21 protein-coding genes and 5 tRNA genes are annotated in these 18,986 nt (G+C 29.8%); 21 read left to right on the top strand and 5 right to left on the bottom strand.

Features of this window, described 5'->3' with window-relative positions:
* The first annotated feature begins 24 nt into the window (after positions 1 to 24).
* Both ACNI3D_RS13935 and ACNI3D_RS13930 read left to right on the top strand, forming a co-directional pair.
* Positions 25 to 1,242: an FtsW/RodA/SpoVE family cell cycle protein gene (locus ACNI3D_RS13935; RefSeq protein WP_129101242.1), complete on the top strand. Its 1,218-nt coding sequence runs from the start codon at positions 25 to 27 to the stop codon at positions 1,240 to 1,242.
* Positions 1,242 to 2,276 carry a UDP-N-acetylglucosamine--N-acetylmuramyl-(pentapeptide) pyrophosphoryl-undecaprenol N-acetylglucosamine transferase gene (locus ACNI3D_RS13930; RefSeq protein WP_419767433.1) on the top strand — a complete coding sequence of 345 codons (1,035 nt, stop codon included), beginning with the start codon at positions 1,242 to 1,244 and terminating at the stop codon, positions 2,274 to 2,276. The genes ACNI3D_RS13935 and ACNI3D_RS13930 overlap by 1 nt, the downstream gene beginning before the upstream one ends.
* Here the strand turns inward: ACNI3D_RS13930 and ACNI3D_RS13925 are convergent.
* On the bottom strand, positions 2,256 to 3,023 hold the full coding sequence (locus ACNI3D_RS13925) for an undecaprenyl-diphosphate phosphatase (RefSeq protein WP_419767432.1): 768 nt from the start codon (positions 3,021 to 3,023) through the stop codon (positions 2,256 to 2,258). The genes ACNI3D_RS13930 and ACNI3D_RS13925 overlap by 21 nt on opposite strands.
* A 9-nt stretch (positions 3,024 to 3,032) precedes the next feature.
* A complete protein-coding gene (locus ACNI3D_RS13920; RefSeq protein ID WP_419767431.1) occupies positions 3,033 to 3,689 on the bottom strand; it encodes an MqnA/MqnD/SBP family protein in 657 nt (218 codons plus the stop codon).
* 63 nt (positions 3,690 to 3,752) lie between these two features.
* Here ACNI3D_RS13920 and ACNI3D_RS13915 point away from each other — a divergent pair, with 63 nt between their 5' ends.
* The 4 genes from ACNI3D_RS13915 (at position 3,753) to glnA (ending at position 6,787) form a co-directional block, all read left to right on the top strand.
* Positions 3,753 to 3,974, top strand: coding sequence for a MoaD/ThiS family protein (locus ACNI3D_RS13915; RefSeq protein WP_129101246.1), 222 nt, complete (start codon positions 3,753 to 3,755; stop codon positions 3,972 to 3,974).
* Between the two features lie 29 nt (positions 3,975 to 4,003).
* Complete coding sequence (locus ACNI3D_RS13910; protein WP_419767430.1) at positions 4,004 to 4,456, top strand: molybdopterin synthase catalytic subunit; 453 nt, start codon at positions 4,004 to 4,006, stop codon at positions 4,454 to 4,456.
* The gene (gene hisJ, locus ACNI3D_RS13905; protein WP_419767429.1) at positions 4,453 to 5,235 is read left to right on the top strand and encodes a histidinol-phosphatase HisJ; all 783 of its coding nucleotides are present in this window, start codon (positions 4,453 to 4,455) and stop codon (positions 5,233 to 5,235) included. Before ACNI3D_RS13910 ends, hisJ begins: the two co-directional genes overlap by 4 nt.
* Before the next feature lie 124 nt (positions 5,236 to 5,359).
* A complete protein-coding gene (gene glnA / locus ACNI3D_RS13900) occupies positions 5,360 to 6,787 on the top strand; it encodes a type I glutamate--ammonia ligase (RefSeq protein ID WP_129101249.1) in 1,428 nt (475 codons plus the stop codon).
* Between the two features lie 60 nt (positions 6,788 to 6,847).
* Here the strand turns inward: glnA and ACNI3D_RS13895 are convergent, their stop codons facing one another.
* From ACNI3D_RS13895 to gpmI, 3 genes are read right to left on the bottom strand one after another with little or no spacing between them, the layout of a single operon-like run.
* The gene (locus tag ACNI3D_RS13895) at positions 6,848 to 8,917 is read right to left on the bottom strand and encodes a penicillin-binding protein 1A (protein WP_419767428.1); all 2,070 of its coding nucleotides are present in this window, start codon (positions 8,915 to 8,917) and stop codon (positions 6,848 to 6,850) included.
* Positions 8,917 to 9,615, bottom strand: coding sequence for an ATP-binding cassette domain-containing protein (locus ACNI3D_RS13890; protein ID WP_419767427.1), 699 nt, complete (start codon positions 9,613 to 9,615; stop codon positions 8,917 to 8,919). The genes ACNI3D_RS13895 and ACNI3D_RS13890 overlap by 1 nt, the downstream gene beginning before the upstream one ends.
* Before the next feature lie 10 nt (positions 9,616 to 9,625).
* Positions 9,626 to 11,101, bottom strand: a complete 1,476-nt coding sequence (gpmI, locus tag ACNI3D_RS13885) for a 2,3-bisphosphoglycerate-independent phosphoglycerate mutase (RefSeq protein WP_419767426.1) — start codon at positions 11,099 to 11,101, stop codon at positions 9,626 to 9,628.
* Between the two features lie 67 nt (positions 11,102 to 11,168).
* On the opposite strand from gpmI, the gene mraY reads away from it, so the two are divergent.
* The 15 genes from mraY (at position 11,169) to rplL (ending at position 18,820) form a co-directional block, all read left to right on the top strand.
* Positions 11,169 to 12,230, top strand: a complete 1,062-nt coding sequence (gene mraY, locus ACNI3D_RS13880) for a phospho-N-acetylmuramoyl-pentapeptide-transferase (RefSeq protein WP_419767425.1) — start codon at positions 11,169 to 11,171, stop codon at positions 12,228 to 12,230.
* Between the two features lie 23 nt (positions 12,231 to 12,253).
* A complete protein-coding gene (gene murD / locus ACNI3D_RS13875; RefSeq protein ID WP_419767424.1) occupies positions 12,254 to 13,408 on the top strand; it encodes a UDP-N-acetylmuramoyl-L-alanine--D-glutamate ligase in 1,155 nt (384 codons plus the stop codon).
* 41 nt (positions 13,409 to 13,449) lie between these two features.
* A tRNA-Phe gene (locus tag ACNI3D_RS13870) sits at positions 13,450 to 13,525 on the top strand.
* Positions 13,526 to 13,546: 21 nt separating this feature from the next.
* Positions 13,547 to 13,623: transfer RNA gene (locus ACNI3D_RS13865), tRNA-Thr, on the top strand.
* 68 nt (positions 13,624 to 13,691) lie between these two features.
* Positions 13,692 to 13,776, top strand: a tRNA-Tyr gene (locus ACNI3D_RS13860).
* 8 nt (positions 13,777 to 13,784) lie between these two features.
* A tRNA-Gly gene (locus tag ACNI3D_RS13855) sits at positions 13,785 to 13,861 on the top strand.
* A gap of 240 nt (positions 13,862 to 14,101) precedes the next feature.
* Complete coding sequence (gene tuf, locus ACNI3D_RS13850; protein ID WP_129101254.1) at positions 14,102 to 15,310, top strand: elongation factor Tu; 1,209 nt, start codon at positions 14,102 to 14,104, stop codon at positions 15,308 to 15,310.
* 8 nt (positions 15,311 to 15,318) lie between these two features.
* Complete coding sequence (gene rpmG / locus ACNI3D_RS13845; RefSeq protein ID WP_013136417.1) at positions 15,319 to 15,486, top strand: 50S ribosomal protein L33; 168 nt, start codon at positions 15,319 to 15,321, stop codon at positions 15,484 to 15,486.
* A 31-nt stretch (positions 15,487 to 15,517) separates the two neighbouring features.
* Positions 15,518 to 15,593 (top strand) — tRNA-Trp (locus ACNI3D_RS13840).
* Positions 15,594 to 15,673: 80 nt separating this feature from the next.
* Positions 15,674 to 15,856, top strand: a complete 183-nt coding sequence (gene secE / locus ACNI3D_RS13835; RefSeq protein WP_013136416.1) for a preprotein translocase subunit SecE — start codon at positions 15,674 to 15,676, stop codon at positions 15,854 to 15,856.
* A gap of 9 nt (positions 15,857 to 15,865) precedes the next feature.
* A complete protein-coding gene (nusG, locus tag ACNI3D_RS13830) occupies positions 15,866 to 16,393 on the top strand; it encodes a transcription termination/antitermination protein NusG (RefSeq protein ID WP_129101255.1) in 528 nt (175 codons plus the stop codon).
* Between the two features lie 99 nt (positions 16,394 to 16,492).
* Positions 16,493 to 16,918: a 50S ribosomal protein L11 gene (gene rplK, locus ACNI3D_RS13825; protein ID WP_129101256.1), complete on the top strand. Its 426-nt coding sequence runs from the start codon at positions 16,493 to 16,495 to the stop codon at positions 16,916 to 16,918.
* 73 nt (positions 16,919 to 16,991) lie between these two features.
* Positions 16,992 to 17,693 (top strand): 50S ribosomal protein L1, encoded by a 702-nt coding sequence (rplA, locus tag ACNI3D_RS13820; RefSeq protein WP_129101257.1) that lies wholly within the window; start codon positions 16,992 to 16,994, stop codon positions 17,691 to 17,693.
* Positions 17,694 to 17,913: 220 nt separating this feature from the next.
* The gene (gene rplJ, locus ACNI3D_RS13815) at positions 17,914 to 18,402 is read left to right on the top strand and encodes a 50S ribosomal protein L10 (RefSeq protein ID WP_129101312.1); all 489 of its coding nucleotides are present in this window, start codon (positions 17,914 to 17,916) and stop codon (positions 18,400 to 18,402) included.
* Between the two features lie 46 nt (positions 18,403 to 18,448).
* The gene (rplL, locus tag ACNI3D_RS13810; RefSeq protein ID WP_129101258.1) at positions 18,449 to 18,820 is read left to right on the top strand and encodes a 50S ribosomal protein L7/L12; all 372 of its coding nucleotides are present in this window, start codon (positions 18,449 to 18,451) and stop codon (positions 18,818 to 18,820) included.
* Positions 18,821 to 18,986: the final 166 nt, after the last annotated feature.

The following is an 18,986-nucleotide window of genomic DNA, read 5'->3' as shown; positions in this document are numbered from 1 at the left end:
ATCCATATTAGATTATAATGTGAAATGAATTTTATCCAAAAAATGTTTAAATCAAATCAGAACTTTTCACAGCCAGACTATTTGCTGTTTATATTGTCCTCTTTATTAGTAATTGTTAGTATAATTTTTTCATACTCATTGAGTGTATATACTGTTGTATTTTATGAATATTCTCAATATCACTTCTTTGAAAGACAGCTATTAGTGGGAATTTTATCAATATTTTTAATGTGGGGAATCTCATTTTTTAATCCTGATTTTATTATAGGAAAAGTAGGAATGTTTTTATTTATACTTTTTTTAATATTGATGATTGCCATGCCATTTTTACCGGCTTCTTTAGTAACAAGTTCTGGAGGAGCAAATAGATGGATTAGACTTCCTGGTCTTTCTTTATCTCCTGTTGAGTTTTTTAAAATAGGGTTTATCTATTTTTTAGCTTGGTCATTTCATAGAAGAGTTATGGATAAGCCTAAGAAAATGGGTTTAAAAGAAGAAACAATATTACTATTACCATATTTTGTAGCTTTTTTACTTGTAGTTTTTTTAGTAGCTTTTTTGCAAAAAGACTTGGGACAAGTTGTATTATTAGGTTTAATTTTAGTTATTTTATTGATTTTTGCAAATAGAAGTTTTAAAATCTTTTTAGCTTTAGGCTTTTTAATTGTAATAGGATTTGTATCTCTAATTTTAGCTGCTCCACACAGGGTACAAAGAATATATTCTTGGTGGGCATTAAATCAAGATAAAATATTGTCAATACTTCCAAAATGGGCTGATGACCATCTTAGAATAGAAGAGTTACCTGAGCCTTATCAAGTTTCTCACTCATTAAATGCTATTCATAATGGTGGTTTTTTTGGTACAGGTTTAGGGCAAGGTAATTTAAAATTGGGATTTTTATCAGAAGTTCACACTGACTTTATTTTAGCTGGAATCACAGAAGAAGCTGGTTTCCTAGGTTTATTTATTGTAAGTGCTATTATGTATGTGATTGTTTGGAGAATATTTAGAATAAGTAAAAGAGTAGAAAATCCTATTTATCATCTATTTACTTTAGGCTTAGGATTAATGATTATTATTGCTTTTTTAATTAATTCATATGGAATATCAGGAATGATTCCTATAAAAGGAATTGCTGTGCCTTTTTTGAGTTATGGTGGTTCGTCTATGCTTAGTCTTGGAATATCCATAGGTTTAATTTTGTCAATAAGTAAATTAGCAAAAGAAGAGAGAAAATAATGAGTGGAAAAATTGTAATCACTGGTGGTGGTACTGGTGGTCATTTAAAAGTTGCAAAAGCATTTATTGATGAATTGGCTGTTAATAGAAATAGTAAACCCATTTTCATTGGCTCTTTAAATGGGCAAGATAAAAGATGGTTTGAAGATTATAAGAACTTAGAGAAGGCATATTTCTTAAATACTAAAGGTGTAGTTAATAAAGGCTTATTTGGAAAAGTTAAAGCCCTAGGACAAATTCTATTTCAAACATTTAAGTGTTGTGTTTATTTTATAAAAAATGATGTTAAGAGTGTGATTAGTGTAGGTGGTTTTTCCGCTGCTCCTGCAACTTTTGCTTCAATAATAATTCCTTCTTGCAAATTATATATACATGAACAAAACTCTTATATGGGTAGATTAAATAAACTTACCTCAAAATTTGCTGTTGAAGTTTTTTCTTCATATTTAGAAGAGTCTAAAATAAAAGATTATCCAGTAAGTTCTGAGTTCTTTTTAAATTCAAGAATAAGAAGTGAAGTAAAAAAAGTGATTTTTTTAGGTGGTTCACAAGGTGCTGTTGCCCTTAATAGTTTTGCAATAAGTGTTGCAAAAGATTTAGATGATATGGGAATTAAAATCATTCATCAAACTGGAGATAGAGACTTATTAAGAGTTAAAAGTGAATATGAGAGATTGGGTTTAGATGTAGATGTTTTTGATTTTACAAATGAATTAATTGATAAAATGAAAGAAGCAGATTTTGCAATAAGTAGATCTGGTGCTTCAACATTATGGGAACTAGTTGCAAATGGTTTACCTACACTTTTTGTTCCTTTTCCTTTTGCGGCACAAGATCATCAATATGGAAATGCAAAGTTTTTAAAAGAAAAAAAACTTGCATTTTTAGTTAGGGAAAAAGATTTAAATAAAGACATTTTATTTGAAGCGATTAATAGCGATATAAAATCTATATCTGAAAATCTATCAACATTGATTTCAAATGATGCAATTAAAAAAATAATAGATTTTATATTAACTGAAAATCAAAAGTAAAATTACACCAAATATAATTCTATAAATACCAAAAGCTACAAAAGTAAAGTTTTGTAAAAATTTTAAAAACAATTTAATAGTTAAAAAAGCCACAAAAAAAGCTACAACAAAACCAATAGCTAAAACTATAAAATTAGCATCAGTAAAATCTTTATAGTGTTTTAATAAATCATACCCAGTAGTTGCACACATAACAGGAAAAGCTAAAAGAAAAGAGAACTCAGCACTAGCTTTCCTATTTAGTCCAACTAACATAGCTCCAATAATTGTAGAACCCGCTCTTGATGTTCCTGGAATCAGTGCAAAAATTTGTGCAATCCCTATGTATAAAGCTTGTTTATAAGTTACTTGTTCCACATCTGTAATGTGAGATTTTTTTTCATCATAAAATTTTTCTACAATTAAAAATATAATTCCACCTATTATAAACATAATGGCAACAATTTCTATAGAAAACATAGCTTTTACTTGGTGTGAAAATAGAAAACCTACTAGACCAATTGGAATAAATGCCAAAATTAATTTCTTCCATAGCTCAATCTTTTTAATTGAAAATTTATCAGGGTAGTTTAATATTACAGCTAAAATTGCTGCAAATTGGATTATAACTTCGTAAGCTTTGTTTATATTACTTTGTTCCAAACCCAAAAATTCACTTGCAACAATTAAATGTCCTGTAGAAGAAATAGGCAAAAATTCTGTAAATCCTTCTATTATTCCTAGTATAACTGAATCAATAATTTGCATTTTTTACCTTTATTTTATCTCTTTTGCAAGTTTAAAAAAAAGATTTAAACCTTTTTTTTCTTTTTTTTCAATTATATAATCGAGTTTTGTAAGGTAAAATTGTATATCTTTTACCGAGATACCTGTTCTTTGTGAATACTCTTTTAAAATATACTGAGGAATTTTTACTGCTCTTTTATTAAAATTTTTAGTTACTTTTTTTAAATAGTCTCCATGTTTGTTATAACAAAGTCTTGCAAAAACAAATGGCAAATTATGTTTTTTTGTCCAAAGTTTACCTAAATCTATAAAGTCATCTTTATCATGGCTAACATAATATTTTAACGCTTTGTCTCCAATAAGGACTTGGCCTTCACATTGTAGAATTTTTGCTAGTAAATTTGAAGTATTTGATTCATGGTCTTCTTTATAATCACCTGGAATTGATAAAACAGAAAGTATTTCTTTTTTCCCTATTATTCCAAAGTCTAGTGATTTTTGACCTTTTGATTTGATTGAAGAAATAAAAGCTGCATCAACTTTTCTATTTAAAAATTTTTTATTAATATCAGCAGGATATGATTTTTTTGAATTAATAATTGCTTTTAATTTTGCTGGTTTAATATTTTTTTTAAAATATACATGAAAAGGTAATAAATTTATATAATCGATTTTTGCAAATATCATTTATTTGTTTTCCTTTAAAATAGTTTTGATATAATAATTAAAAATTAGTAAAAAGGAGTTAAAGTGGTAACTATAGAATTTTTAGGACCAATTAACAAAAAACCACTCAATTTAGATATAAAAAATTTATCAGAATTAAGTATATTTTTAAAAGATGATCAAGATATGGTAAAGTGGCTTGAAAACTGTGCTGTTGCAGTAAATGATATGATGGTTAGTTCAAAAGATGTTGAGTTAAGTAGTGGAGATAAAGTATCTTTATTACCTCCTGTTTGTGGTGGATGAAAAATTTAATGAAAAGTGAATAATAAATAATGAATAATGATAGAAAATTACAACTTTTTGATGGGGCTTTGCCTGTAGAAAATATTACAAATACTTGGTACGAAGAGTTTAAAAATTCCAATTATGGTGCAATTATCACTTTTGTGGGAGTTGTAAGGGATGAAGATGGTATTGAGGGCTTATCTTTTGATATTTATGAACCAATTTTAAATAATTGGTTTAATTCTTGGCAAGATAAGGCAAATGCACAAAATGCAATTGTACTTATGGCTCATAGTAGGGGAGATGTCCTTAATCATGAAAGTTCATATATTGCAGCTGTTTGTTCTCCTAAAAGAAGAGTTGCCTTAGAATTAATAGATGAATTTGTGGAAGATTTTAAAAAATCTGCTCCAATTTGGAAATATGATATTTTAGATGGTAAAAGGGTTTATGCCCAAGATAGAAGTACTAAAATAGAAGGTTCTGGAATATTGGCATGAGAGTAGATTTGCATAATCATACAACTCTTTGTAACCATGCAACTGGAACAATGGAAGAGTATGTAAAAAAAGCAATTGAATTAGGAATTGACGAATTTGGCTTTTCTGAACATGCCCCTATGGACTTTGATGAGGAATATAGACTTAATATTTCTCAAAAAGATTATTATGAAAATGAAGTTAAAAAACTACAAGAAAAGTATAAAAAGCAAATAAAAATTTTATTGGCATATGAAGTTGATTTTATGCAAAATGTAAAAATGCTAGATGAAATTTTAAATGCAAAAGTTGATTATCTTATTGGTTCTGTGCACTTTTTAGATGGTTGGGGTTTTGATAACCCAGAATTTATTGGCAAGTATGAGAATAATGATATTGATAAAATATGGCAAGATTATTTTGATACAGTTCAAGCTCTTGCAAAATCAAAGTATTTTGATATTGTAGGGCACATTGATTTAATAAAGATTTTTAAGTATCTACCTAAAAAAGATATAAAAACAATAGCAAAAGATGCTCTTAAAGAGATAAAGAAATCTAATATGGCAATAGAAGTAAATGCAGCGGGATTAAGAAAACCAATAAAAGAAATTTATCCTTCAAAAGATATTTTAGAATTGGTTTATGAACTTGATATTCCTATAACACTTAGTTCTGATGCACATAGTGTTGATCAAATAGGTTTTAAGTATGAAGAAGTAAAAAGTTATGTAAAATCTTTTGGTTTTACTAAAGTGGCAACATATGAGAAGAGAGAAAGAATGCTGGTTAGTTTTTAACCAGATGAATTATAAAATATCTTTTAAATAATGTAATAAATGTTTATTTTTTATACAAAAATTTGGTAATTTATAAACTTAATTTTGATAAGATATGATAAATTAAAATATCAGGAGATTATGTATGGGTAAATTTGTTAACAATACTGAAGAGTTTTTTAAATATTGTGAAGAAAATGAAGTAAAATTTGTAGATTTTAGATTTACAGACATGAAAGGTATGTGGCATCATGTAACTTATATGATGAGTGCAGTAAATGAAGGTAATTTAACAAATGGTTTACCATTTGATGGTTCATCAGTTGATGCATGGCAACCAATTAATAAATCAGATATGCTATTAAAACCAGATGTTGCAACAGCATTTTTAGATCCTTTTACAGCAGATTCAACAATTATTGTAATTTGTGATGTTTATGATATTTATAAAGGTGAAATGTACGAAAAATGTCCAAGATCAATTGCTAAAAAAGCATTAACTCATTTAAGTGAGTCTGGTGTTGGTGATGTTGCTTATTTTGGACCTGAAAATGAATTCTTTATTTTTGATGATGTAAAAATTATAGATAGTATTAATGAGTCTTATTTTAGAGTTGATTCAGAAGAGGGTTGTTGGGCAGATTCAAGAGATATAGAAGGTGGAAATACAGGACATAGACCAAGAACTAAAGGTGGATACTTTCCAGTTCAACCAACAGATTCAATGGTTGATTTAAGAGCTGAAATGATGCTAGTTTTAGAACAAGTTGGTTTAGAAGTTATTTTAGGACATCATGAAGTTGCTCAAGCACAAGGTGAAATTGGTATTGTTTTTGGTGACTTAATTGAAGCTGCGGATAATGTTCAAAAATATAAATATGTTTGTAAAATGGTTGCACACTTAAATGGTAAAACTTGTACTTTTATGCCAAAACCACTTTACGGTGATAATGGAAATGGTATGCATGTTCATCAATCAATTTGGAAAGAGGGTAAAAACTTATTCTACAAAGAGGGTGAGTATGGAAATCTTTCTGAAACAGCTAGACATTATGTTGGTGGAATTTTTAAACATGCTAGAGCAGTTGCTGCATTTACTAACCCATCAACTAACTCTTACAAAAGATTAATTCCAGGATTTGAAGCTCCTTCAATCTTAACTTACTCTTCTCAAAATAGATCAGCTTCTTGTAGAGTTCCTTATGGAGCAGGTGAAAAAGCTACTAGAATTGAAATGAGATTCCCAGATTCTACTTCTTGTCCTTATTTAGGATTTGCAGCTATGTTAATGGCTGGACTTGATGGTATTGCTAATAAAGTTGAACCAATTGGTCCAATGGATGAAGATTTATTTGAAATGCCTTTAGATGAAATTAGAGAGAGAAAAATTCCTCAAATGCCTCATACATTAAGAGGTTCTTTAGAAGCATTAATTAGAGATAATGATTTCTTAAAACCTGTATTTACTCAAGATATGATAGATACATACCAACACTATAAATTTGAAACTCAAGTTTGGCCTGATGAAGCTAGACCTACTGCGTTTGAATTCATGAGTACTTATTCTTGTTAATAACAAGAATAAGTTTTTAAAAGCTTGGCTTTTTAGCCAAGCTTTTTTTATGCCAATTTTTTAAAATTGAACTTGATCTTTTTCAAGAAGTCTTGATTTATTTAATGGAAGTTTTGAAGTTTCTGTATAGTACTCTTTTTGTCCATTTAATGTAGTAGTTTTAACATTATCTGGTTGTGAAAAGTTTCTTTTAATTTCAGGGTGAAGCTTCAAGTAGTTTTTATAAAAATATGCAAAAGCTGGTCCTGCTGCTCTTCCTCCTGTTTCACTTCTTCTCATAGGTTTATTATCATCATTTCCAAACCAAACAATTGTTTGTAAAGTAGGAGTATATCCACAAAACCATGCATCGATATTGTTATTTGAAGTTCCCGTTTTCCCAGCAATCTCAATTCCCTCAACATTTGCCATTCTTCCTGTCCCTTTATTTACAACATCTTCTAATATTGTTGTCATTAAATAAGCTTGTTCAGGTGTTGTTACAAATTTTTCTTCTGGTTCAAAATTTACAGTTTGTTTGTATCGATTAGTAATAGAACTAACAATATAGGGTTTTACTTGAATCCCATTATTTGAAAACATAGAGTAGGTTTGGGAAAATTCCATTGGAGAAACCCCAAAACTTCCTAATGTAATTGATAGGTCAAATGGTAAATCATTAAATCCATATGTCTTTAATCCTTTATAAATAACATCAATGCCTATATCATTTACTAAATTAATTGTCGCAAGATTTCGTGAGTGAACTAATGCTTCTCTTAAAGTAATTAATCCTTTATAATCTTCTTCATAATTCTTAGGTTGCCATCTTTTTTTACTTGTATCTTCATCTGTTTCTTCTGTTACTTGATCATCTGCTTCATTTGAATCAGGATTTTCTGTGTTAGCTTTTTTTGTTTCTTCATCATCAAATTCATATGTTCTTGAAATATCTGCTATAAGACTTGCAGGTGAGTACCCTAAATCTAAAGCTTGTTGATAAATAAATGGTTTTACAGCACTTCCTGGTTGTCTTTGACTTTGTATAACTCTGTTAAATGAAGACTCTCTATAATTAACACCACCTACTAAACTTAGAATTTTCCCAGTATTATTTTCAATTGTGATTAGTCCACCATTTAAAGTTTTTGTAAATGCTTCTTGTTCTTCTATTAAATTTATAGGATAAACTTCTAAGCCTTTGAAAGCTTGAGATCTAAAGTATTGATCTCTTTTAATAATATTATTATATGAAAGCTTTAAAGCTTCTCTTGCTATTTCTTGTGCTTTTAAATCAATAGTCAAATTAATTATATATCCTTCTTCTTTTATATTTGGAATATTTTTTCTTAATTCTTTAAAGGCATAATCAACAATATATGGAGCTTTATTTTTAGTTAGGGTTTGGTTATAAACAGTTGGCACAGAATCTGTAGCTTCTTGGTATTCATTTTGATTTATCCAACCAAGAGTTTTTAATCTATTTACAACTTGGTTTGCTCTTGCAAGTGAGAACTTTAAATTTCTTGTTGGGTCATAAAAACTAGGAGCTTTAGGAAGACCAACTAATATTGCAATTTCTTTTAATGATAATTGATAAAGTTCTTTTTTAAAGTATCCAAGTGCTGCTGTTCTTATACCAAAGTATCCATGGCCAAAATATACTTGATTGAAATATCGTTCCAGAATTTCTTCTTTTGTTAATACTTGTTCAACTCTAATTGAAAGTAAGGCTTCTTTGATTTTTCTTATAAGTTTTTTTTCTCTAGTAAGTAAAACAGTTTTGACTAATTGTTGTGTTAATGTACTAGCTCCCTCAACTAATTTTCCAGCTTTTATATCTTTAATTAAAGCTCTACTAATAGCATCAAGGTTTACTCCTCCATGTTCGAAGAATTGAGTATCTTCTATAGCTAATAATGCCTCAATTACTCTTGGCGGTATATCATCATAATCTACATAAAGTCTGTTTTCTTTCTCAAAAATGTTGGCTACTAATTCACCATTTTTATCAAAAAATTGAGTTGTCAAAGGTGGTTTATAATTAACTATTTTATCAATATCAAATCTTAAGTTGAGATATAAATAAACTAGCCAAGATACGACTGATAGTCCAATTATTGTAATAATTCCTAAAATATATTTTATCATTATGCTTCCCTGAATTTTTTATTTATAAAGTTTGAATTTATTAATTCAATAGTATATTCATTTTTTGGATTAGATAAAACATCTTTTGTTTTACCACTTTCTATTATTTTACCATTTTTTAAAATTATAATATCTTCACACAAATCTTTTATAGAATAGATATCATGTGTAACATATAATATTCTTAAATCTAACTCTTTAATTAACTTTTCTAAAAGTTGTAATATTACCTCTTTATTTTTTGTGTCAAGTGCTGTTGTTGGTTCATCAAGTAATAAAAAGCTTGGATTTTGACTAATTGCAATTGCAATTACAACTCTTTGAAGTTGTCCGCCACTTAATTGGGTTGGAAATCTGTTTAAAACAAATTTATCTAAGCCAACTAATTTTAATACTTCTATTTTTTTAATCTCTTTACAAAAAAATTGATTAGAAATTTTTGTCATGGGAGATAAAGATGTAAATGGATTTTGAGGTATGAAACCTATGTTTTCTTTATCAAGTTCACTAATAGGATCTATATTGATAATAGATTTTAAATTTGATGGTAAAAGATTTAAAATAGCTTTTAGTGTAAGTGATTTTCCACTTCCACTTTCACCTATTAGTGCCATTGATTTGTTTATTTCAAAACTTAAATTAACTAACTCTTGATTATTGTTTTTAATTTTAAGTTTATTAATTTTAAATATAGACATAGGTATACGCTTATATTAAAGCTTCATCCATTTCTTGAGGAATATCAAGATTCATTAGTTTTAATATTGTTGGTGCAATATTATTTAAACTTCCTGTTTTTACCTCTTTTACTTTATCAGATATTACAAAGCAGTAAACATCTCCCACTGTATGATTTGTCAAAGTTTCACCACTCTCATTTCTCATCATTTCACAATTACCATGGTCTGAGGTTAAAACAATATTATAATTTCTCTCTTTTGCTTTTTCTATTATTTTTCCAAGTTCTAAATCAACAGCTTCAACAGCTTTTATCCCTGCTTCATAAATACCAGTATGTCCTACCATATCCCCGTTAGCAAAGTTTACAACAACAAAATCATACTCTTCATCCATAGCTCGTCTAACTTCTATTCCAACTTCAGGTGCACTCATTTGTGGTTTTAAATCATAAGTAGCAACATCGGGAGATGGAATCAATACTCTAGTTTCATTTAAGTAAGGTTCTTCTAATCCACCATTAAAGAAAAAAGTCACATGAGCATATTTTTCAGTTTCAGCAGTATGAAGTTGTTTAAGACCATTATTAGAAATAACTTCGGCTAAGGTATTTTTAGGAGTCTCTTTTGGAAAAAGAACAGGAAGAGGAAAGTTCTTGTCATACTCAGTTATTGTTACGATGTTAAGACTTTTTTCTACTCTTGGAAATTGGGAAAAGTTTTTATTTGCTATGGCATTTGACATTTCTCTCATTCTATCACTTCTAAAGTTACAAAAAATAACTCCATCATTTTCTTCAAATCCATTGTATTTGTTTAAAGATACAGGAACAATAAATTCATCTAAAACATCATTATTATATGAATCATCAATATATTTATTTATATCTTCATTTGTTTTTGGAATACCTAAAGCAATGGCATCATATGCTTTTTTTATTCTGTCCCATCTATTATCCCTATCCATTGCATAATATCTTCCACAAATAGTAGCAATAGATATATCGTCATCACAAATATTTTCTATGCTTTTTATATATTTTTTAGCACAATTAGGAGCAACATCTCTACCATCAGTTATTATATGTATAAATACTTTTTTACCTAGATTTTTAGAAATTTTAGCAAATGCTATTACATGACTAATATGAGAGTGAACACCACCATCACTAATTAATCCTAAAAGATGAATATTGTTTGATTTTTTAATAGTAGAGTTTAAAAGTTCATTATCTTTTAGTGTATCATTTTTTATTGCTAAATTAACTTTTACTAAATCTTGATATAAAACTCTTCCACTTCCTATACTCATATGTCCTACTTCACTATTTCCCATTTGTCCATCTGGTAAACCAACATGTGTTCCATAAGAATGAATTAAAGAGTAAGGTACATTTTTAAATAGATAATCATAAGTTGGAGTATTTGCATTTTTTAGGGCATTGAAATCTGATGAATTATTATGACCAATACCATCTGTTATGATTAGAATTGTTTTATTTGTCATTACTTAAACCTTTTAAAATTATTAATATATTATAATCCGGAGATTATATCTAAACGAAGGTTTAAATTTGTTTTACTGGTTCTATAGACATCTTGATATTAATATCTTTCAATATATTTCAGTTCGTGCGGGAATGGCCTTTTTAATTGCATTTTTGTTAACTATGTATTTAATGCCAAAATTTATTAAATGGGCAAAAAATAAAAAGGCTAATCAGCCTATATATGAGTATGCACCTGAATCTCATCAAATAAAATGTGGGACTCCTACTATGGGTGGAGTTGTATTTATTTTTTCAACTTTAATTGCTACTTTATTAACAGTGAAACTTAATAACTTTTATGTTGTAGGTGGACTTTTGACACTTGTATTATTTTGTTTAATTGGAATGCAAGATGATTTATCAAAAATTTTCAAACAAAAAAACTCAGCAGGACTTAGTGCTAGGGCTAAACTTATATTGCAGTTTATTTGTGCTTTTTTAGTATCAGCTACACTTTACTATTATGCTCATACTACAGAACTATATATTCCTTTTTATAAGTTACCCCTTTTTGATATGGGAATTTATTCAATAGTTTTTTGGATGTTAGTAATTGTTTCTACCTCTAATGCTGTAAATTTGACTGATGGACTTGATGGATTAGCAACTGTACCTTCAATTATTTCATTTTTTACTTTATCAATCATAGTATATATTTCTGGACATGCAATTTTTAGTGCATATTTACTTGTACCAAATATAAAATTAGCAGGAGAATTAGCAATATTAGGCTCTTCTATAATAGGAGCATTGATCGCTTTTCTTTGGTTCAACTCTCATCCTGCTGAAGTATTTATGGGAGATAGTGGTTCTTTACCTTTAGGTGGTTTTATGGGATATATGGCAATTGTAGGGAAAAGTGAAATATTACTTTTGTTTATTGGCCTTATTTTTGTAGTAGAAACAGTATCTGTAATATTACAAGTTGGTTCATTTAAATTAAGAAAAAAAAGAGTTTTTTTAATGGCTCCTATTCATCATCACTTTGAGCATAAAGGATGGAAAGAGAATAAGATAATAGTAAGATTTTGGATTATAGCTTTTATGGCAAATCTTTTTGCACTATTAAGTTTTAAAATTAGATAAACAAATCTAAGATAGAGGAAAATATGATTAGAGTTTTAGGTAAAGGACTTACTGCAAAAGCTATAGAAGAAGCTTTTGATGATGTTAAATTATATGATGATAGTGATTTTGAAACTTATGATAAATCTTCAAATGATATTACTGTTGTAAGTCCTGGCATAATGCCTTCTAATCATATGGTTAAGAATTCTAAGAACATTATAAGTGAATATGATTTATTTGCAGATGATATGCCTTTTAGTATTTGGATTTCTGGAACAAATGGAAAAACTACTACAACTGAAATGACTCAACATCTATTAGAAAAAAAAGGTAGTGTTTGTGGTGGAAATATTGGAACTCCATTAGCCTTGTTAAATAAAGATGCAAATATTTGGATATTAGAAACTTCTTCATTTACTAATCATTATACAAATAAAGCAAAAGCAAATATATATATACTTCTTCCTGTAAGTGAAGATCATATAACGTGGCATGGAAGTTTTGATGAGTACAAAAAAGCCAAATTAAAACCCTTGGATTTTATGGTAGAGAGTGAAATTGCAATTATCCCAGAAGAGTTTAAAGATTATAAAACTGATGCTTGTGTAATTACTTATAAAAATAGTGATTGCTTATGTAAAGAGTTTGGAATAGAAAAAGAAAAAATAAAATTCAAAGAACCATTTCTTTTAGATTCAATCATGGCATTAATAAGTAGCAAAATACTTTTTGATGAATTGGATTATGAACTTATAAATTCTTTTGTTGTTGGAAAACATAAAGTTGAAGAATTTTTCGATAAAAAAAATAGATTATGGATAGATGATAGTAAAGCTACAAATGTTGATGCAACAATAAATGCATTAAAGCCATATAAAGATAAAAAAATAAATCTTATCTTAGGTGGTGATGATAAAGGTGCAAATTTAAAACCTTTATTTGAAGAAATGAAAAATTATGATATTACAATTTTTGCAATTGGTTCAAATGATGAAAAAATATTTCAATTAGCAAATAAATTTGAGATTGAAGTTTTTGCATTGAGATATTTAGCCAAAGCAGTTGAAAAAATTGATGAATTATTCTGTGAAAATAGTATAGGAATGCTTTCGCCAGCAGCCGCTTCTTTGGACCAATTTACCTCATATAAGCATAGGGGAGAAGAATTTAAAAATCTTGTAGGTACTTTAAGCTAGAATTAATATGATAGACATTATAATTTCAGTCCAAAAACGATGGCTCGGTAGCTCAGTCGGTAGAGCAAAGGACTGAAAATCCTTGTGTCGGCAGTTCGATTCTGCCCCGCGCCACCATTTTTGTAAATATATTTATATGCTGGTGTAGCTCAGTTGGCTAGAGCAGCTGATTTGTAATCAGCAGGTCGGGGGTTCAACTCCCTTCACCAGCTCCATATAAGTTATAAGTCTGCGAAATCTTCATTTTGAAGAACAGCGCTAGACCAGATTAATAATTTCAACCGGTGAGGTTGGAGAGTGGTCAAATCCTGCGGATTGTAAATCCGCCGCCTACGGCTTCGAAGGTTCAAATCCTTCCCTCACCACCATTAAATGAGCGGGAGTAGCTCAGTTGGCTAGAGCTTCTGCCTTCCAAGCAGATTGTCGCGAGTTCGAGTCTCGTCTCCCGCTCCATTTATTTTTTATTGATTCTGGGAGCTGAGTTATATAAATTGCAAAAATTATAACTCTTTTACTACATTGTAATCTCCTTGTAATCTTTTTTAATGTATAATTGCGTCCCGTTAACATAATTTAGTTGTATTCGTACATTTAACTTATGTGAATGTCTCACAATACCCCTCTGAATAGATCAGCTTTTGGGCTTATCTGCTCAGAGGGCAATTTAATTAAATCTTTTAAAGGAAAAATTCTATGGCAAAAGAAAAATTTGACAGAAGTAAACCACACGTAAATATTGGTACTATTGGTCACGTTGACCACGGTAAAACTACACTAACTGCTGCGATCACTATGGTTCTTGGACTAAAAAATGGTCAAGCAACAATGGATTACGATCAAATCGATAACGCTCCAGAAGAAAGAGAAAGAGGAATTACTATTGCTACTTCTCACGTTGAGTATGAAACTGAAACTAGACACTATGCACACGTAGATTGTCCAGGTCACGCCGATTACGTTAAAAACATGATTACTGGTGCTGCACAAATGGACGGAGCTATCTTAGTTATCGCTTCAACTGATGGACCTATGGCACAAACTAGAGAGCACATCTTATTATCTAAACAAGTAGGTGTACCTTACATCGTTGTTTTCTTAAATAAAGAAGATCAACTTGATGACGAAGATAAAGAAGAAATGTTAGAACTTGTTGAAATGGAAGTAAGAGAATTATTATCTACTTATGATTTCCCAGGTGATGATACTCCAATTATTGCTGGTTCTGCTTTTAAAGCATTAGAAGAAGCAAAAGCTGGTGCAGCTGGTGAATGGTCTGAAAAAATCTATAAACTTATGGATGAAGTAGACGCTTATATCCCAACTCCAGTTAGAGATTCTGATCAAGCATTCTTAATGCCTGTAGAAGACGTATTTACTATCCAAGGTAGAGGTACTGTTGTTACTGGTAGAATTGAAAAAGGAACTATTAAATTAGGTGAAGAAATTGAAATCGTTGGGATCCACGATACTCAAAAAACTACTGTAACTGGTATTGAAATGTTTAGAAAAGAAATGGACGAAGGTCAAGCTGGAGATAATGCAGGTATTCTTTTAAGAGGTATCAAAAAAGAAGATGTACAAAGAGGACAAGTTCTTATTAAGCCAGGAACAATTACTCCACATACAGAATTTAGAGGAGAAGTTTATATCCTTTCTAAAGAAGAGGGTGGAAGACATACTCCATTTTTCTCTGGATATAGACCACAGTTTTATGTAAGAACAACAGACGTAACTGGTTCTTGTACTTTACCTGAAGGTACAGAAATGGTTATGCCAGGTGACAATGTAGAAATGACAGTTAAACTAGTTGCTCCTATCGCTCTTGAAAAGGGAACTAAGTTCGCTATCAGAGAAGGTGGAAGAACTGTTGGTGCTGGAGTTGTTGCTGAAGTTATCGCGTAAGGATTAATATGGCAGCAGTTAGAATAAAAATCGGATTAAAATGTCAAGAAAGTGGAGATATTAACTACACTACTTGGAAAAACCCAAAAACTCATACTGAGAAATTTGAGGTTAACAAATATTGTCCAAGATTAAGAAAACACACTATTCATAAAGAAGTTAAGTTAAAGTCGTAAGACTTTACTTAACCCCTTTATCTTTTTAAGCAGGTCAGTAGCTCCAATGGTAGAGCGCCGGATTCCAAATCCGATGGCTGGGGGTTCGAGTCCCTCCTGGCCTGCCACTAAATATTTCTTAAAGTAGTAAAAATAACTTTTTTAAAAAATATTTATAAGCTAAATAATTATAACTCTGGAGTCGATTGTGAGTAAGTTAAAAACATATTATAAGAATGCAAGAGAAGAGATAGGAAAAGTAATTTTTCCAATTAAAGAACAAATTAGATCTGCTTATATTTCTGTATTTGTAGTAGTTACAGTTATTTCATTGTTTTTAGCTCTAATTGATGCTGTGATGTCTTTTAGCTTGTCTTCAGTAATAAACTAAGGAATAATAATGGCACATTTATGGTATGCAATTCAAACTCACTCTGGTAGTGAATTAACAGTGAAAAGAGCACTAGCAAGATTAGCTGATGAAATGGCTGATGGTAAAATTGCTGAGGTATTAGTTCCAACAGAAGATTTAATCGAAGTAAAAAAAGGTAATAAAACAATTGTTGAAAGACCTTTATATCCAGCATATGCTTTTGCTAAAATTGATTTAGATACTGCTTTATGGCATAGAATTCAATCAATGCCAAAAGTTGGAAGATTCATTGGTGAGTCTAAAAAACCTACACCATTATCTGAAAAAGACATCAATTCTATTTTAGATAAAGTTAATAATAGAGCTGCTGCTAAACCAAAAGTTTCATTTGATGATGGTGAAATGGTTAGAATCAATGAAGGTCCATTTGCAAACTTTAATGGAATAGTTGAAGATTTTGATATAGCTTCAGGTATACTGAAATTAAATGTATCAATTTTTGGGAGAAATACTCCTGTAGAGATTTCTTATACACAAGTAGAAAGAGTAGTTTAAATACTCTTTAAGAATATAGACATTAGGCAATAAAATTAGCTTCTGAGTTTTCTTGCCTAATGTCTAAATCATTAAACAACAAATTTAAAAGGAGAAAAGATGGCTAAAAAAATAGCTGGTGTTTTAAAACTTCAAATTCCTGCTGGTGCTGCAAACCCATCACCACCTGTTGGTCCTGCATTAGGACAAAGAGGAATCAATATTATGGAATTCTGTAAAGCTTTCAATGAAAAAACTAAGGATAAAGCAGGGTTTAGTATTCCTGTAGAAATTACTTATTATACAGATAAAAGTTTTACATTTTTAGTTAAACAACCACCAATGACTGACTTAATTAAAAAAATTTCAGGTGTTAAAAAAGGTAGCGATAACGCACTTAAAAACAAAATTGGTAAATTAACTAAAGATCAAGTTATGGAAATCGTTGATATGAAAATCAAAGATTTAAATACTGATGATAAAGAACAAGCTGCAAAAATTGTTGCAGGTTCTGCTAGATCAATGGGAATTGAAACAGAAATTTAATATTTCTTTTCATTAGCCTTACCACCAGGCTCATACGGCGGTAGCAAAAAAAAATAAAATTGCGGAGAGTAAAATGGCAAAAGTTTCAAAAAGATATAAAAGTTTATTAGAAAAAATCGAAGATAAAAAATACACATTGGCAGAAGCAGTTGTTTGTGTAAAAGAATTAAAATCAGCTAAATTTGATGAAAGTGTTGAAGTTGCACTTAATCTTAATGTAGATCCAAGACACGCTGATCAAATGATTAGAGGTGCAGTTGTTCTTCCTCACGGTACTGGTAAAACTGTAAGAGTTGCAGTTTTTGCTAAGGGAACAAAAATGGATGAAGCAAAAGCAGCTGGTGCTGATATTGTTGGTAATGATGATTTAGTAGAATCAATTCAAGCTGGAAACATTGACTTTGATGTTTTAATAGCTACTCCTGATTGTATGGGAATGGTTGGTAAAATCGGTAGAATTTTAGGGCCAAAAGGTTTAATGCCTAATCCTAAAACTGGAACTGTTACAATGGATGTTAACAAAGCTGTTAATGATGCTAAAGGTGGTCAAGTTACATATAGAGTTGATAAAAAAGGTAATATGCAAGCAGCAGTTGGAAAAGTATCTTTTTCTAATGAAGCAATTGTAGAAAATATCAAAGCATTTGTAGGTGCAATTAATAAAGCAAAACCTTCAACTGCAAAAGGTAGATATGTTACTAATGCAGCAATTTCTTTAACTATGTCACCATCTATTTCATTAGAAGTATTAGAAGTTATGGATATTAAAGGGTAAATAAAAGTAAGTTTTACTTTTGTTTATTTAAGTTTTCAGGTAGATTTTTTATCTGAAAACTTGTTAAAAGAAATTTTAACATTCAAAGATGTTGATTTAATCAATATCTTTGAGTGTTATTCAAGGCACTGATATAAAACTGAAGACAGCTGGTTAGATACCCCCGTATCTTGTAAAACCCGCCGAAGTTGGATGTTTTGAAAGGGGGAAATATATAATGATGACTAAACAACAAAAATCAGAAATCGTTGATTTCTTAACTTCTGAATTCAAAGAGTCTCAAGCTATCGTAGTTTGTGATTATAAAGGATTAACTCATAAACAGTTAGAAGTATTAAGAAAAGACGCTAGAGATAATGGAACTAAAGTACAAGTTGCAAAAAATACTCTTGTTGCTGTTTCTGTAAAAAATGCTGAGTTAGGTGATATCGAATTAACTGGTACAAACATTTTCTTATGGTCAGAAGATCAAATCTCAGCTTGTAAAGTAGCTGATAAATTTGCATCTGATAACAAAGATAAATTTGCTATCAAATCTGGTATCATTGAAGGTAAAATCGCTGATCTTGCTACTGTTAATGCATTTGCTAAGTTACCATCAAGAGAACAACTTCTTGGTATGCTTGCAGCTACATGGATGGCTCCAGTTACGAACTTTACTATTGGGCTTGATGCTCTTAGAAAGAAAAAAGAAGAAGAGGCTGCTTAATAAGCAACAATTATTTAATAAAAATTAAAATATATAAGGAAAAGAAATGGCAATTTCTAAAGAAGACGTATTAGAATACATCTCTGGTTTATCTGTATTAGAGTTATCAGAATTAGTTAAAGAATTCGAAGAAAAATTTGGTGTATCTGCACAACCTGTTGCAGTTGCTGGTGGAGCTGTTGCAGCTGTAGAATCTGCTGAAGAACAAACAGAATTTAATGTTGTTCTTGTTGATGCAGGAGACAAAAAAATTAATGTTATTAAAGCAATTAGAGCATTAACTGGTCTTGGATTAAAAGAAGCAAAAGCTATGTCTGAAGAAGCTGGTGCAATCGTTAAAGAAGGTATCGGAAAAGAAGATGCAGAAGCAGCTAAAACTGAATTAGAAGCAGCTGGTGCAAAAGTAGAATTAAAATAATTACTTTTTTGTAATTCATTCTATGTAATACAAGGCTTACGAGCCTTGTATATAGATAGCATCTTTGAAGGCTAAGGTTAAAATTTTGAGGAATTTTAACCCTATCCTTTAGGGATGCTTTTGTGCTTTATACTAAAAAGCAAAAAAAAAATCAAATTTTTGACAA

Origin of the sequence: Arcobacter siniprincipis (SeqCode) (assembly GCF_048571125.1) — a bacterium.
Taxonomy (GTDB): domain Bacteria; phylum Campylobacterota; class Campylobacteria; order Campylobacterales; family Arcobacteraceae; genus Arcobacter; species Arcobacter siniprincipis.
Note: the sequence above shows the minus strand (reverse complement) of the source record. Positions and strands in the feature narration are given on the sequence as shown.

Bases quoted from the DNA above. Each gene is read 5' to 3' on its own strand.
- ACNI3D_RS13910 (WP_419767430.1), top strand. From the start codon at position 4,004: ATGAATAATGATAGAAAATTACAACTTTTTGATGGGGCTTTGCCTGTA.
- ACNI3D_RS13895 (WP_419767428.1), bottom strand. From the start codon at position 8,917: ATGATAAAATATATTTTAGGAATTATTACAATAATTGGACTATCAGTC.
- ACNI3D_RS13925 (WP_419767432.1), bottom strand. From the start codon at position 3,023: ATGCAAATTATTGATTCAGTTATACTAGGAATAATAGAAGGATTTACA.
- rplJ (WP_129101312.1), top strand. From the start codon at position 17,914: ATGACTAAACAACAAAAATCAGAAATCGTTGATTTCTTAACTTCTGAA.
- rplL (WP_129101258.1), top strand. From the start codon at position 18,449: ATGGCAATTTCTAAAGAAGACGTATTAGAATACATCTCTGGTTTATCT.
- rplA (WP_129101257.1), top strand. From the start codon at position 16,992: ATGGCAAAAGTTTCAAAAAGATATAAAAGTTTATTAGAAAAAATCGAA.
- tuf (WP_129101254.1), top strand. From the start codon at position 14,102: ATGGCAAAAGAAAAATTTGACAGAAGTAAACCACACGTAAATATTGGT.
- murD (WP_419767424.1), top strand. From the start codon at position 12,254: ATGATTAGAGTTTTAGGTAAAGGACTTACTGCAAAAGCTATAGAAGAA.
- ACNI3D_RS13930 (WP_419767433.1), top strand. From the start codon at position 1,242: ATGAGTGGAAAAATTGTAATCACTGGTGGTGGTACTGGTGGTCATTTA.
- gpmI (WP_419767426.1), bottom strand. From the start codon at position 11,101: ATGACAAATAAAACAATTCTAATCATAACAGATGGTATTGGTCATAAT.
- rpmG (WP_013136417.1), top strand. From the start codon at position 15,319: ATGGCAGCAGTTAGAATAAAAATCGGATTAAAATGTCAAGAAAGTGGA.
- ACNI3D_RS13890 (WP_419767427.1), bottom strand. From the start codon at position 9,615: ATGTCTATATTTAAAATTAATAAACTTAAAATTAAAAACAATAATCAA.
- rplK (WP_129101256.1), top strand. From the start codon at position 16,493: ATGGCTAAAAAAATAGCTGGTGTTTTAAAACTTCAAATTCCTGCTGGT.
- ACNI3D_RS13935 (WP_129101242.1), top strand. From the start codon at position 25: ATGAATTTTATCCAAAAAATGTTTAAATCAAATCAGAACTTTTCACAG.
- ACNI3D_RS13920 (WP_419767431.1), bottom strand. From the start codon at position 3,689: ATGATATTTGCAAAAATCGATTATATAAATTTATTACCTTTTCATGTA.
- nusG (WP_129101255.1), top strand. From the start codon at position 15,866: ATGGCACATTTATGGTATGCAATTCAAACTCACTCTGGTAGTGAATTA.
- glnA (WP_129101249.1), top strand. From the start codon at position 5,360: ATGGGTAAATTTGTTAACAATACTGAAGAGTTTTTTAAATATTGTGAA.
- hisJ (WP_419767429.1), top strand. From the start codon at position 4,453: ATGAGAGTAGATTTGCATAATCATACAACTCTTTGTAACCATGCAACT.